Source organism: Bradyrhizobium sp. Gha, assembly GCF_900113735.1.
Taxonomy (GTDB): Bacteria; Pseudomonadota; Alphaproteobacteria; order Rhizobiales; family Xanthobacteraceae; genus Bradyrhizobium.
Map to the genome: position 1 here is coordinate 12634 of NZ_FOQM01000048.1, position 14880 is coordinate 27513.

The 14880-nt window shown below is 65.7% G+C and carries 10 protein-coding genes; 4 read left to right on the top strand and 6 right to left on the bottom strand.

What is annotated here, in order from left to right:
* Nucleotides 1-18: 18 nt before the first annotated feature.
* The gene (locus BM222_RS35130; protein WP_177243648.1) at nt 19-1173 is read right to left on the bottom strand and encodes an iron-containing alcohol dehydrogenase; all 1155 of its coding nucleotides are present in this window, start codon (nt 1171-1173) and stop codon (nt 19-21) included.
* Between the two features lie 460 nt (nt 1174-1633).
* Here BM222_RS35130 and BM222_RS35135 point away from each other — a divergent pair, with 460 nt between their 5' ends.
* From BM222_RS35135 to BM222_RS35145, 3 genes are all read left to right on the top strand, one after another.
* The gene (locus BM222_RS35135) at nt 1634-2851 is read left to right on the top strand and encodes an efflux RND transporter periplasmic adaptor subunit (RefSeq protein ID WP_092239035.1); all 1218 of its coding nucleotides are present in this window, start codon (nt 1634-1636) and stop codon (nt 2849-2851) included.
* Complete coding sequence (locus tag BM222_RS35140; protein ID WP_092239037.1) at nt 2848-6012, top strand: efflux RND transporter permease subunit; 3165 nt, start codon at nt 2848-2850, stop codon at nt 6010-6012. The genes BM222_RS35135 and BM222_RS35140 overlap by 4 nt, the downstream gene beginning before the upstream one ends.
* A 109-nt stretch (nt 6013-6121) precedes the next feature.
* Entirely contained in the window at nt 6122-7324 is a 1203-nt protein-coding gene (locus BM222_RS35145) for an ABC transporter substrate-binding protein (RefSeq protein WP_092239039.1), read from the top strand.
* Between the two features lie 106 nt (nt 7325-7430).
* Here the strand turns inward: BM222_RS35145 and BM222_RS35150 are convergent, their stop codons facing one another.
* From BM222_RS35150 to BM222_RS35165, 4 genes are read right to left on the bottom strand one after another with little or no spacing between them, the layout of a single operon-like run.
* A complete protein-coding gene (locus BM222_RS35150; RefSeq protein WP_092239042.1) occupies nt 7431-7817 on the bottom strand; it encodes an MAPEG family protein in 387 nt (128 codons plus the stop codon).
* Between the two features lie 26 nt (nt 7818-7843).
* Nucleotides 7844-8926 carry a lipocalin-like domain-containing protein gene (locus BM222_RS35155; protein WP_092239044.1) on the bottom strand — a complete coding sequence of 361 codons (1083 nt, stop codon included), beginning with the start codon at nt 8924-8926 and terminating at the stop codon, nt 7844-7846.
* Nucleotides 8916-11378, bottom strand: a complete 2463-nt coding sequence (locus tag BM222_RS35160; RefSeq protein ID WP_092239046.1) for an ABC transporter permease — start codon at nt 11376-11378, stop codon at nt 8916-8918. The genes BM222_RS35155 and BM222_RS35160 overlap by 11 nt, the downstream gene beginning before the upstream one ends.
* Nucleotides 11375-12028 carry an ABC transporter ATP-binding protein gene (locus tag BM222_RS35165; protein ID WP_092239048.1) on the bottom strand — a complete coding sequence of 218 codons (654 nt, stop codon included), beginning with the start codon at nt 12026-12028 and terminating at the stop codon, nt 11375-11377. The genes BM222_RS35160 and BM222_RS35165 overlap by 4 nt, the downstream gene beginning before the upstream one ends.
* A gap of 143 nt (nt 12029-12171) precedes the next feature.
* Between BM222_RS35165 and BM222_RS35170 the strand changes: the two genes are divergently transcribed.
* Complete coding sequence (locus tag BM222_RS35170) at nt 12172-13509, top strand: MFS transporter (protein WP_092239050.1); 1338 nt, start codon at nt 12172-12174, stop codon at nt 13507-13509.
* A 65-nt stretch (nt 13510-13574) separates the two neighbouring features.
* Here the strand turns inward: BM222_RS35170 and BM222_RS35175 are convergent, their stop codons facing one another.
* On the bottom strand, nt 13575-14783 hold the full coding sequence (locus BM222_RS35175; protein ID WP_092239053.1) for an MFS transporter: 1209 nt from the start codon (nt 14781-14783) through the stop codon (nt 13575-13577).
* Nucleotides 14784-14880 lie beyond the last annotated feature (97 nt).

Below are 14880 nucleotides of genomic sequence, written 5' to 3' on the forward strand. Positions count from 1 at the left end.
AGAGCTCCGGGTTTGACATCATGCGGCGAGATCGAGGATTTCACGCACCTGGGCCGGGCTCTCGATCCTGCGCGGATTGTGCGGGATCCAGTTCGTGCGCATCGCCTGTTCCGCGATGAGGTCGAAATGCTCCGGAGAGACGCGCATTTCGGCGAGCCTGCGCGGCATGCCGAGCGAGCGGATGAAGGCATCGAGCACGTCGGCGGCATTGTGCCCGGGGAAACCCATCGCGGCGGCGGCGATCATCTGGCGCTCGGCGTTGGCGCTGGCATTCCAGCGCATCACCGCCGGCAGCATGATGCAGGAGGTGTAGCCGTGCGGCACATCGAAGGCCGCACCGAGCACATAGCCGATGCCGTGGCTCGCCCCCATCGGCACCCCGGCCGCGAGCGGGCCCATCGACAGCCAGGTGCCGATCTGGGCATCCATGCGCGCGTCGAGATCGGTGGGGTCGGCCTTCACCCGCGGCAGCGCGTCCGCGAGCATCGCGAGCCCTTTCACCGATTGGGCGTCGGCATAAGGGTGGGTCTCGTGCGAGCAGATCGCCTCGACGCAATGATCGACGGCGCGGATGCCGGTGGACAGAAACAGCCATTCCGGCGTGTGCACGGTGATGGCAGGATCGAGGATGGTGGCGCGCGGCACCGTGAGCGGATGCCGCAGCATCTGCTTCACATGCGTTCTGCTGTCGGTCACGCCGGCGATCGACGAGAACTCGCCGCCGGCGATCGTGGTCGGCACGCTGATCTGGCGCACCTTCGGCGCTGTCATCTCTGGTGTGACGCCCTTGTGCACGCGGATGCGGTCGATGCCTTCGATGTCGTCGATGCCATTGGCAAGGCAGAGCTGTACCGCCTTGGCGCCGTCGGTGATCGAGCCGCCGCCCACGGTCACGATCAGATCGGCGGCCGCCCCGCGCGCAGCATTGGTGGCGGCGATCACCGCTTCGCGCGGCGTGTGGGCCGGCATCGCATCGAACAGCCCGGCGCAGCGCGGCCCGAGGGCCTGAACGATGTTTGCGATCTGGCCGGTCTCGCGGTTCAGGGTGCCCGAGACCATCAGGAAGGCACGCTGCGTTCCCAGCCGGTCCATTTGCGCGACGATGGCGTCAGCCGCCGGATGGCCGAACACGACCTCCTCGATCGCGCCGTAGACGACACGTCCCTGATGCACGCCTGTCCTCCCGGACAACTCGCCTTGTTTTGTAACGACTAATCTAGCCGAGCATCCGCCGCCCGTCATGTGCGAAGACGCTGGCTGTTCTCCTCTTTCCCAGTGTTCGGGGAGCACACCTGGGCGTCATACATCCGCATCGTCATGGCCGGGCTTGTCCCGGCCATCCACGCCTTGCGCTCGAAGGAAGAACGTGGATGCCCGGGACAAGCCCGGCATGACGGAAAGTGAGATCTCCGCCCCACATTCATGAGCTCCGCGAATAAGTCCAATTGCACCCCGGGGTTAATCGCCGCGTCGCGTGCAGCTCTCCCTGTCAACCCGCCATCCGGCCAGGGCACCGTTCCAAACTCTGCGCATCCTTTGGTCTTGAAGAGTTCATCAACTCCAACCATCTTGGGACGCCCGCGGGTAAAGCCGTACCCTGCCTTTTCCGCGGCATTTGAGGCGAGGGCTTTGGATGACTGGACCGGACGGAAGCGAGCGACTTGTCAAAAAGCACGATTTCGTTCAACCGACGCACCCTGCGGTAGCTTGCCTCCTCGCGGTGGCATTCGCGCTCGGCGGCTGCGGCCAGCCAGCCTCGCAAGCGGCCGCGCCGCCGCCTCCGTCTGTCACCGTCGCCCAGCCGGTCAAGCGCACCGTCACCGATTGGGACGAGTACACCGGCCGCTTCGAGGCAGTCGAGGAGGTGCAGGTGCGCCCCCGCGTCGGTGGCTTCGTCAATTCCGTCGAGTTCCAGGACGGCGCCATCGTGCACCAGGGCGATCTGCTCTATGTGATCGATCCCCGTCCGTTCGAGGCCGTGGCCGAGCAGGCCGACGGCCAGCTCTCTGACGCCCGCGCCAAGGTGGAGCTCGCCAAGCGCGAGCTCGATCGCGGCCTGAACCTGGTGCAGACCAGCGCGGTCTCCGAGCAGGTCGTCGACCAGCGCCGCCAGGCCTTGCAGGCTGCGCACGCCGCCGAGACCCAGGCCGAGGGCGCACTGAAGGCTGCCAAGCTCAACATCGAGTTCACCCATGTGACCGCGCCGATCACCGGCCGTGCCAGCCGCCATCTCGTCAGTCCGGGCAATCTCGTGCAGGGCAGCGACGCCGGCTCCTCGACCTTGCTGACCTCGATCGTGACGATGGACCCGATCTACATCTATTTCGACATGGATGAGACGACCTTCATCAAATACAGCAAGCTGTGGTTCGAGGGTAAGCGCCCAAGCTCGCGCGACACGGCGAACCCGGTGCAGGTCACGCTCGCCGGTGAACCGAAGCCGTCGCATGACGGGTCCATCAACTTTCTCGACAACCGCCTCGATGTCTCCACGGGAACGCTGCGGAGCCGCGCCGTCGTCAAGAACACCGATCTGTCGATCCTGCCCGGCCAGTTTGGCCGCGTCCGGCTGATCGGCAGCGCACCCTACGAGGCGCTCCTGATCCCGGATGCCGCGGTCGCGACCGACCAGTCGCGCAAGATCGTGTTCGTGGTGAAGCCTGATGACACCGTCGAAGCGCGGCCCGTGGTGCTAGGGCCGCTCGACGACGGTCTGCGGGTGATCCGCGACGGGTTGAAGGCCGAGGACCGCGTCATCGTCAACGGCATCCAGCGGGCCCGCGTCGGCGCCAAGGTCGCCCCGTCTCCCGCGCAAGCGCCGGCCGGTGGCAAGGCTGGTGACAAGTCATGAATCTTGGCCGTCTCTCCATCAACCAGCCCATCCTCGCGATGGTGCTGTCGATCGTGCTGCTGATCGTCGGTACGCTCGCCTACTCGACGCTGCCGATCTCCGAATATCCGCAAGTGGTGCCGCCGACCGTCGTCGTCACCACGCAATATCCGGGCGCCTCGGCGCAGACCGTGTCCGACACCGTCGCCGCTCCGATCGAGCAGCAGATCAACGGCGTCGAGGACATGCTGTATCTCTACAGCCAGGCGACCTCGAACGGCCAGCTCACCATCACCGTGACCTTCAAGCTGGGGACGGATCTCGACAAGGCGCAGGTGCTGGTGCAGAACCGCGTTGCGATCGCGCAGCCGCAGCTGCCGGACGAGGTCCAGCGCAACGGCGTCGTCACCCGCAAGAACTCGCCCGATATCCTGATGGTCGTGTTCATGTTGTCGCCGGACGACACGTTCGACCAACTCTATATCTCCAACTACGCGCTGCTGCAGGTCCGGGACCAGCTGCTGCGCATCGACGGCGTCGGCGACATCCAGATCTTTGGCGCGCGCGACTATTCGATGCGGCTGTGGCTCGATCCTGACCGCATCGCCAATCTCGGCCTGACCTCGACCGAGGTGCTGGCCGCGATCCGTGCCCAGAACGTGCAGATCGCCGGCGGCCAGATCGCCGAGCCGCCGATCGCCGACCGCGCCTTCCAGCCCAACCTCGTCTTTACGGGGCGGTTGAAAGACCAGAAACAGTTCGAGGACATCCTGATCAAGGCCGGCTCCGACGGCCGCACCGTGCGTTTGCGCGACGTCGCCCGCATCGAGCTCGGCGCGCTCGCTTATTCCACCAACAGCTTCCTGCTGCGCAAATCCGCAGTCGCGATGCTGGTGACGCAGCGGCCGGGGTCGAACGCGCTCGCGACGGCAAAGAGCATCTCCGACACGATGGAGAAGCTCAAGACGAGCTTCCCGAAGGGCCTCGACTACAACATCGGCTACAACCCGACGGAGTTCATCGCACAGTCGGTCCACGAGCTGATCAAGACCATCTACGAGGCGATGCTGCTCGTGGTCGTCGTCGTGCTGGTGTTCTTGCAGGGCTGGCGGCCTGCGATCATCCCGATCATCGCGATCCCGGTCTCACTGGTCGGCACCTTCGCGGTGATGGCGGCGCTGGGCTTCTCCATCAACAACCTCACCTTGTTCGGGCTCGTGCTCGCCGTCGGCATCGTGGTCGACGACGCCATCGTCGTGGTCGAGAATGTCGAGCGGCATCTCGAACATGGTCTCAGCCGCCGTGATGCTGCGCTGAAGACCATGGAGGAGGTCGGCGGCGCGCTGGTCTCGATCGCGCTCGTGCTGTGCGCGGTGTTCGTGCCGACGGCGTTCCTCGGCGGCATCTCCGGGCAGTTCTTCCAGCAATTCGCCGTCACCATTGCGGTTGCGACTGCGATCTCCTGCTTCTGCTCCCTGACGCTGTCGCCGGCGCTGGCCTCGCAGATACTCGTCCCGCACGAGGAGAAACGGCCGCCAGCCGCCTGGAATCTGATCGCAGGGGCGTGGGGCGCCTTCACCGGCGCCTTCAACCGCGTGTTCGACCGATTGGCGCACGGCTATGCCGGCGTCGCCAATTTCGTGATCCGGCACGCGGTGGTGATGCTGCTGATCTATGTCGTGTTGATCGGCAGCGCAGGCTGGCTGATCGCGACGACCTCGCAGGGCTTCATCCCGGCGCAGGACCGCGGCTACGTCATCATCTCGGTGCAATTGCCGGGGGCGGCGTCGTTGGCGCGAACCACCGAGATCGTGCGCGAGATCGAGCGGATCTCGCTGGATACGCCGGGTATCATCCGTGTCGCCGCATTCGCCGGCTTCTCCGGTGCCACGCGCACGCAGGCGGGCAATGCTGCCGCGCTGTTTCCGGTGTTCGATGAACCCGAGGTGCGCCTGAAGAAGGGGCTGACGGCGAACGCGATCACAGGCGAGCTGCGCAAGCGCCTCGCCGCGATCCAGGGCGCCTTCATCATCGTGATCCCGCCGCCGGCCGTGCCCGGCATCGGCACCGGCGGCGGCTTCGCCATCCGCATCCAGGATCGGCAGGGCCGCGGGCCCGAGCTGCTGGCGTCTGCAACCGACGAGCTCGTCGCCGCCGCGCGCAAATCCCCGGCGCTCCTCGCCCCCTCGGTGTTCTCGCCGTTCTCGGCCAGTACGCCGCAGCTGTTCGTCGACATCGACCGCACCAAGGCGCAGAAGCTCGGCGTGCCCATCGCCAACATCAACGACACGATCCAGACCTATTTCGGATCGACCTATGTCAACGACTTCAACCTGTTCGGCCGCACCTATCACGTCACCGCGCAGGCGGACTTCCCGTTCCGCAAAGAGCCTGCCGATCTCGCGCGGCTGCGCACGCGCAATGCCTCGGGCGACATGGTGATGCTCGGCAGCGTGGTCGACTTCAGGGACGTCTCGGGCCCCGACCGCGTCGCGCGCTACAATCTCTATGCGGCCTCCGAATTGCAGGGCGAGCCGGCGCCGGGCGTGAGCTCGACCACCGCGCTCAACACCATCAAGAAGCTCGCCGACGAGACCTTGCCGAGCGGCTTCTCCTTCGAGTGGACGGACCTGTCCTATCAGCAGGTCACCGGCGGCAATGCCGGCCTCTACGTGTTCCCGATCTGCGTGCTGTTCGTCTATCTCGTGCTCGCCGCGCAATATGGCAGCTGGACCCTGCCATTCGCGGTGATCCTGATCGTGCCGATGTGCCTGCTCGCCGCCACCATCGGTGTCCGCATCATGGGCCAGGACGTCAACATCCTCACCCAGATCGGCTTCGTCGTGCTGGTCGGGTTGGCGGCGAAGAACGCGATCCTGATCGTCGAGTTCGCGCGCGACATCGAGAAGGAAGGCAAACCGCGGCTGGAGGCCGTGATCGAAGCCTGCCGGCTGCGGTTGCGGCCGATCCTGATGACGTCCTTCGCCTTCATCCTCGGCGTGCTGCCGCTGGTGATCTCGTCCGGTTCGGGCTCCGAGATGCGTCAGGCCGTCGGCGTCGCCGTCTTCTTCGGCATGATCGGCGTCACGCTGTTCGGCCTCCTGTTCACCCCGATCTTCTATGTGGTGGTGCGGAACCTGGCGGAAGGGCGGAACGGGAAGGGCGCGGTCTCGTCATCTTGACCACCCACGTATCGGCAATCTTGATGCCCACACAAACCCATGGGCACGGGCCGTCGCCTTGACTACACTCCGCGCGATTTCAAAACAGAACAATGCTGGGAGATAACAGATGAAATCAGTCCTTTTGGCCGCTGTCGCAGCGTCGGCTTTGCTGCTGGCGGCGCCTGCCTCCGCGCAAGGAACGGGACAAGCCGTCAAGATCGGCATCCTCAACGATCAGTCCGGCGTCTACGCCGACTACGGCGGCAAATATTCCGTCGAAGCCGCCAAGATGGCGATCGAGGATTTTGGCGGCGAGGTGCTCGGCCAGAAGATCGAGATGGTGACCGCCGATCACCAGAACAAGCCGGATTTGGCCACCTCCATCGCGCGGCGCTGGTATGACGCCGACAATGTCGACATGATCACGGAGCTGACGACATCGTCGGTCGCGCTCGCCGTGCAGGAGCTGTCGAAGGAAAAGAAGAAGATCGACATCGTCGTCGGTGCGGCGACGTCGGCCATCACCGGCAGTGCCTGCGTGCCCTACGGCTTCCACTGGGCTTTCGACACCCATGCACTCGCCGTCGGGACCGGCGGTGCGTTGACCAAGACCGGTGGTGATACCTGGTTCTTCCTCACCGCCGATTACGCGTTCGGCTACGCGCTGGAAAAGGACACCAGCGAGATCGTCACGGCCAGCGGCGGCAAGGTGCTGGGGTCGGTCCGCGTGCCGCTCAACTCGTCGGACTTCTCCTCCTTCCTGCTGCAGGCGCAGAGCTCGAAGGCGAAGATCGTCGGGCTTGCCAATGCCGGCCAGGACACCACCAACTCGATCAAGCAGGCGGCCGAATTCGGCATCGTGCAGGGTGGCCAGAAACTCGCCGGCCTCCTGATGACGCTTGCCGAGGTAAACGGTCTGGGCCTCCAGGCGGCGCAGGGCCTGGTCCTGACCGAAGGCTTCTATTGGGATCAGAACGACACGACGCGGGCCTTCTCCGAGCGCTTCTTCAAGCGCACCGGGCGGATGCCGAGCATGATCCACGCCGGCACCTATTCGGCGACGCTGAGCTATCTGAAGGCCGTGAAGGCCGCGGGCACCAAGGACTCCGAGGTGGTGGCCAGCAAGCTCAAGGAGCTGCCGGTCGATGACGCCTTCGCCAAGGGCAAGGTGCTGGCCAACGGCCGCATGGTCCACGACATGTATCTGTTCGAAGTCAAGAAGCCGTCGGAATCGAAGAAGCCGTGGGATTATTACAAGCAGCTCGCCGTCGTCCCCGGCGACCAGGCCTTCTTCAGCGCCAAGGACAGCGGCTGCCCGCTGACGAAGTGACGCGTAACGTCATTCCGGGGCGATGCGAAGCATCGAACCCGGAATCTCGAGATTCCGGGGTCGACGCTGGCGCGCCGCCCCGGAATGACAGCCTGCAATTCCTCCCTCACACCAGCCGGAGCACCACCGCGCCCAACGCTCCCGCCCACAGCGCAATGGCGGCCACTCCCTGGATCGCAAAGCCGGGGCCGCGCTTGGCGGCAGCTTGCGAGTAGCCGATGAAATAGACGATGCGGCCGACGATCCAGACCGCGCCGATGCCGGCCGCGATGGCATCGCCGTTATAGATCGCGAACAGCCACAGCGACGGCAGGAAGATCGGCATCCATTCCAGCGTGTTCATCTGAATGCGGAAGGCGCGCTCGAAGTCAGGATGGCCCGACATCGCCGGCACCTTGATGCCGGTCCTGCTCCGCGACCGCGAGACGTTGATGCAGGTGAAGAAATAAAATGCAAGCGCCAGCAGCGTGACGAGGGCGGTGAAATGGTACATCGCGCGTTCCCCAGAAAGACCGCGCTTCAATACCCGGTCAGCTCGAGATAGCCAACGCCGTCGTGCGTGCCGGCGAAGCTGATCGGTCCCTCCCAATAGGAAAAGCCGGTCCCCATCCACGCTCCGGGATTGAGCGGCTTGCAGGTGATCGAGAGGGATCGCGAGGGGATGGCGATCTGCCACTCCACCGGCAGCTTGCGGCCGGCGACCTCGGCCGTCGCCTTCGGGGTCATCTGGATGTCGCTGCCCGCAATCATCTCCGTGCTGCCCGAGGCGCTGATCCAGTTGCCGAACGGATGATCGTGCCCGTCTTTCTGACGCAGCCGGTACAGCATCAGCTTGTCGCCGGACGCCAGATGCAGCGACAGCCAGTCCCAGCCGGTCTGGTCGGTGTCGAGCGGCTGGCTGCTCCATTCGCGGTCCATCCAGGCCTGGCCTGAAACCTCGACTTGGATGTCGTCGACGGTGAGCGTGCCCCGCGCGCGATAGAATGGCTGGCTGTAATAGTAGGACGCCTGGCCGCGCTCCGACTTGCGGCTGTATCCGCGGTCCCCCTGCAAGACCACCGCGCGATCGGCGTCCAGCGTCAGCGCATAGCTGAAATCGGCGCCGGAGGCTTTCAGCGTCACCGGCGCCAAGGTCCGATCGTCGGTGCGCTCGGTCCCCTTCATCTCCCTATCGTCGATCCATGCCACGAACGGCTTGGCCTCGACGCCGGCCTGCCCGATGCCGCCACGCGAAAACAGCTCGTTGAAACGATGGGTATCGGCGCGCGTCACCGCGGCATGCGCCATCCATATCTGCTGATTGGCCCAGCCTTCGGCTTGCGGCCCCGGCTTTGCGGCCTGGCGGAACAATGTCCATTGCAGCCCGCAGGCCGCGCCATTGCCGTCGACGAGGTTCGCCGTCAGATACCACCACTCGATGCGAAAATCCGGATGCGGCCCGTGATCTCCAGGGAAGGAGAACGTCTTTCCGGGTGTGACTTTCGCAAAGCCGTCGGCGGACTCGCCGAGCCCGGCATAACCTTGCGCGCTGGCGCGGCGCGCGAAAGCCAGCGCGGCGATGCCGCCGGCAAAGGCGCGGCGCGAGAGTTTGTCAGCGCTCATTGGCAAACACCTTGACGAGGCTCGCCGGCTGCATCCTTGCCAATCGCAGGACGGGCAGCAGCGCGGCGCACAACGATGCGACCAGCGCGACCGCGACCAGCTCGGCCAATTGCAGCGGAAACACATGGAAAGGCAGCCGCCAGCCGAACGCCTTCACGTTGACGATCGCGATCAGGCACCACGCCACCAGCAGCCCGAGCGGCACCGCCAGCAGCGAGGTGAACAGCGCGACCGACAAGGTCTTGGTCAGCTCGATCGCCGCAAGGCGTGGCCGGGTAACGCCGATCGCCCAGAGCGGCGCAAGCTGCGGCAGCCGTGAGTTCGCGAGCGTCAAGAGGCTGGTCAGCAGTGCGATGCCGGCGACGCCGAGCGTGAACGCATTCAGCGCCGACGTCACGGCAAAGGTGCGGTTGAAGATGCGGATCGATTCCGCCTTCACCGTCGCCTGGTCGGCCACGGCGCGGTCGTCGAGCGCGAACTGCTTCTGCAAGGCCGCGATCAATCCGGGGATCTTGTCGCGCGGGACGATCAGCCCGATCCGCGTTTGCGGTGTCTGTGGAAAGTGCCGGATCAGCGCCGCGACATTCACCGCCAGCTGCCCCTTGGGATTGCCGTAATCGGCATAGATGCCGACAATGTCGAGCTCCCAGGTCCCCTCAGGCGCCGGCAGCTCGATGACGTCGCCGACGCGGACATTGAGGCGGCGGCTCAGCTGCTCGCTGATGAAGGCGGCATTGCCGGGCACGAGTTGCTCCCAGGCGCGCGGCGCGCTCTCCAGCAGCGGCCAGCGCTCGCGATAGAGCGGGTGATCGGGCAGGCCGAGCAGCTCCACCGGCTGGCCCTCGACCAGCGTCTCGGCGCGTCCGCCCGACAGGATCGCCTGGACCTCGCTGCGGTCCTTGAGCCAGTTGCGGACCGCGATCGCTTGCGCATTGTCGGCGGCGCTGATGTAGACGTCGGCGGCGAGCCGGCCGTCCAGCCAGCCGACGAAGGTGCGGCTGAACGTTTCCACCATGGTGGACACCCCGACATTGACTGACAGCGCGAGCAGCAGCGCCATCAGCGCCAGCGACAAGCCGGAGAGTTGCTGCCGGCTGTCGGCCCAGAACCACAATGCCAAGGGGCCGCGCGCAAGACGCTGTCCTGCGAGCAGGAGGATTTCGAGGATGGCCGGCAGGATCAGCGCTGCACCAAGCATCAGCGCGGCCAGCAGGCCAAACCCTGCGATCAGCGATTGCCCATACTGGAGCAATAGCAGCGCGACGGCGAACACGGCACAAGCGGCGAGGCTTTGCAGCACCAACCAGCGGCGCTGCCGCTGCTGCCAGGCGCGCGGCTGCGCGGTTGCCAGCACCGGCATCCTGACCGCCTTGATCAGGCTGGTCGCGGCCGCCACGATCGCACCCGCAACGCTGATGCCGATCCCCGCGAGCCACCATTCGGGCCGGAGCGTGAGCTGCCCTGGAATCTGCGCGCCATAGAGCCCGCGCAGGGAGGCCGCGACATCAGGCAGGAGCGCAGCCGCGATGACGTAACCGCAGACGAGTCCGATCAGTCCCGCGACCAGCGCCAGCGCCACCAGCTCCAGCACCAGCACGCTGTTGACCAGCCGCGCCGAAGCGCCGCAGGCGCGCAAGGTTCGCAGCATCGGCAGCCGTTGCTCGAAAGCGAGGCCGACCGCCGAGTTGACGATGAAGAGCCCGACGAAGAACGAGAGCAGGCCGAAGGCCGTGAGATTGAGGTGGAAGCTGTCCGTCAGGCGCTCCAGCTCGGTCTCGTCGCTCGGCTCGACGCGTCGCAGTTGATCGCCGACGACGCTTTGCAGCGGCGCGGGCTTGCCCTTCGCCGTCCCGATCAGCAGGCGTGAGACCTGGTCCGGCTTGTTCAAAAGCCGCTGCGCGACGCCGATATCAACCACCAGCACTTCAGGCACGAGCTGAGGCAGCACATGCAGCGGCGGCAGCTTTGCCCCGCTGCTGATCGATGGCATCGCGCCTTCGTCCTGGTGCAAATCGCCCAGTGTCTCCCGCGCCACCAGCGTCTGGCCGGGTGCGGCCACGAAACGGCTCAAATCGCCCGCACCGAGGCGTGGTGCGTTGCCGACATCGGCGGGCAGCGTCACCGGCTCGATGCCGAGCAGCCGCATCGAACGTCCATTGATCTGAACCCGCCCTTCCAGCACCGGCGAAACCGGCCAGCCCGCGCGACGGAGTTTGATGAACAAGTTCTGTGGGAACGTCGCCGCATTGGGCGCGACCAGCGTGGCGGTGCGGACGCCGCCAAACGTCGCCGCCGCGCGATCATAGGCGGTGCGGGCCTGCTGGTTGATCGCCTGCACCCCGCTCCACAGCGCCGTTGCGGCGATCAGGCCGATCAGAAGCGTCGCGAACTGCATCCTGTGCCGCCGCCAATGGCTGAGCAGCACCGCGAGCACCCACAGCCCGCGCCTCATGCGATTCGTCCCGCATGGAGGACGACGTGCCGGTCGAGCGTGCCGGCCAGATGCAGGCTGTGCGTCACCATCAGGAAGCCGCAGCCGGTGCGCGCGACGAGATCGCGTGTCAGCGCCAGCACGTCCTCGGCGGTGGCTTCATCCAGATTACCGGTCGGCTCGTCCGCAAGCAGCAGCGATGGTTTCGTCGCCAGCGCCCGTCCGATTGCGACGCGCTGCTGCTGGCCGCCGGACAATTGCTCGGGATAACGCTTGAGCAGGCCGCCGAGCCCGAGCCGTTCGACCAGCTCCCTGCTCCAGGCTGCATCATGCCGGCCCGCGATGCGCGCCTGGAAGGCGAGGTTGTCGGCCACCGACAGGCTCGGAATCAAATTGAACTGCTGAAATACCAGCCCGATACGGTCCCGGCGCAACTCGGCGCGGCCGGCGTCTGCAAGCTTGGTGATCTCGGTGTCCTCCAGGCAGATCGTGCCGGCATCGGCGGCGTCTAACCCCGCGATCAAATGCAGCAGCGTGCTCTTGCCGCTGCCCGATTCGCCGGTGAGTGCGACGCGTTCGCCGGGCCTGAGATCGAGGTCGACGCCGCGCAGCACATGGACCGGCTCGCCGGCCGAGGTGAAGCTTTTGGAGAGGTTTCGAATGCTCAGCAAGATTAATGCGCCGGACGGAATGAACTCAATGCTGCGTAGCACACTTGCTGCGGAAATACCGGGGTTGCGTTGCCGTTCAAGCCGTTGTTAGCTGCCGGCACGGCCATGCAAAAAGTGCCGAGAAATGACATGCGGGGAGAACTATGAGCGCTCAGGCAACGCCGTCGGCGGCGGCTAAGACGGCAGAGGCATCCATGACAACGCCGAAGGGCGCCTGGACCGTCACCATTCTCCTCTTTCTCTTCATGGTCGTGAATTTCGCCGACAAGATCGTCGTCGGCCTCGCCGGCGTGCCGATCATGACCGATCTGAAGCTCGAGCCCGAGCAATTCGGCTTGCTCGGCTCCTCGTTCTTCTTCCTGTTCTCGATCTCGGCCATCGTGGTCGGCTTCATTGTCAACAAGGTGGCGACGCGCTATGTCCTGCTGACCCTCGCGGTGATTTGGGCGCTGGCGCAGTTTCCAATGGTCGGCACGGTCTCCTTCACCACGCTGCTGATCTGCCGCGTCGTGCTTGGCGCGGGCGAAGGCCCGGCATTCTCGGTCGCCGCGCACGCGATCTACAAATGGTTCCCGGACGAAAAGCGCACGCTGCCGACCGCGATCCTGTCGCAGGGCTCGGCCTTCGGCGTCATCCTCGCCGTGCCGGCGCTGAACTGGGTCATCGTCAATCATTCCTGGCACTACGCCTTCGGCGCGCTCGGCGTGACCGGCCTGATCTGGGTCTGCGCCTGGCTGGCGTTCGGCAAGGAAGGGCCGCTCGAGGACACGCAGGCGCTCGCTGCCACTGAGCCCAAGATTCCCTACGTCCAGTTGCTGACCTCGCGCACCTTTCTCGGCTGCGTGATCGCGACTTTCGGCGCCTATTGGGCGCTCTCGCTCGGACTCACCTGGTTCACCGCATTCATCGTCACGGGGCTCGGCTTCTCGCAGCAGCAGGCCGGCTTCATCTCGATCCTGCCCTGGATATTCGGCGCCACCGTCGTGATCTTGACGGGCTGGGTCTCGCAGGTGATGACGGCGCGCGGCTACACCACGCGTATGTCGCGCGGCGTGCTCGGCTCGGCACCGTTGGTCCTCGGCGGCCTGATCCTGGCGACGATGCCGCATGCCTCGGGCGCTGGTCTTCAGATCGCGCTGCTCGTGGTCGGCGCGGGCCTGTGCGGCGCGATCTACGTCGTCTGCCCGCCGATGCTCGGCGAGTTCACGCCAGCCTCGCAGCGCGGCGCGGTCATCGCGATCTACGGCGCGCTCTACACGCTCTCGGGCATCATCGCGCCGATGGTGATGGGAAGCGTCATCCAGCGCGCCGGCAACGTCCTGAACGGCTACATGACCGGCTATACCATCAATGCGCTGGTGATGATCGGCTCCGGCGTCGTCGGCCTGCTGCTGCTCTGGCCCAACACCGAAAAGGCCCGCCTGACGCGCAGCGCAGCTTCGCGGCAAGCCGGGCTGAAGGGCGTGGTATCGCCGACGTAAGGTTTGGCTGAAAACCAGCCACGTACGCGATTGTCATCCCGGCCTTCGCCGGGACGACAGCGTAACTACGCCTTCGCTTGCGGCTTCCGTTCCGTGAACGGCGACAGCAGCACGGTCGCGACCATGAAGATGACGGAGGCGCCGAACACCCAATGCGGTGCGCTCTGGTCCATGATCCAACCGAACAGCAGCGGCGAGACGATGCCGCCGAGATTGAAGCCGGTGGAGACGATGCCGAAGGCACGACCGGCGGCACCGGGAGGCGCCGCATTGCGAACCAGCATGTCCCGCGACGGCGCGATCACGCCGGAGAGGAAGCCTGCGGTCGCCATCGCGGCGGTCAAGGCCCAGCCCGGCAGCGCGACCAGCGCGATCAGCAGCACGATCGCGGCATTCGCGGCAAAGCAGGCCGCGGCGACATAGCCGTGGCGCTCGGTATGGTCGGCGAGGAACCCGCCCGCGAGGACGCCCGCAGCGCTGGAGCCGAGGAACGCCGTCAGCGCGAGGTTGGCGGCGGAGTAGGTTGCGCCGTAGCCGCTCATCAGCGCGACCACGCCGAAATTATTGATGCCGGCCACCGACAGGCTCAGCAGCATGAACAGTGCGGTCAGCGTGATCAGTGCTGGCGTGATGACGGCCTGTTTCGCTGCGTTTGCGTTTTCAGGCTTTCCCTCGTGCGCGCCGGCATCCGGAATCCTCATCGCCACCAGCAGCAGCGCGACCAGCACGCCGATCGCGCCCGACGCAATGAGGGCACCTGTCCCGCCGGACAAGGTGACGAGGGTCGCGACGATCGCCGGCGCGACGGCGCCCCCAAAATAGCCGGCAAAGGTGTGGACCGAGAAGGCGCGGCCCATCCGCGCCTCGTCCATATGCTCGGCGAGGATGGCGTAATCGGCGGGATGATAGACGCTGTTGGCGAGGCCGAGCAGCACGCCGCAGGCGATCAGCGAGGCGTAGCTGAGATGCAGGCCGAGCATCATCAGCGCGAGCCCGCCGAGCGTCAGTCCGCCGAGCAGGATCTTGCGCGCGCCGAAATGGTCGACGAGATAGCCGGTCGGCGCCTGCGTCAGCCCGGAGACGACCGCCGACACGGTCAGCGCGAAACCGAGCTCGACATAGCCGACGCCGAGCTGATCTTTCAGGAACGGGAACAGCATCGGCAGGACCAGCAGATGGAAATGGCTGACCCAATGCGCGATCGAGATCCCGGTCAGCGTGCGCAGCGCGCTGTCCGCCTTGCCTTGTTGCGGTGCGGCGAGAACGTCGACCATTGCAGTTCCGTTTTGCGTCGTGGAGGCAGGCAAATTATCGAGGGACGGCAGTTATTTGTCCATGAACGCAGGTGCATGGCAGGTAGCGCGGTCAGGG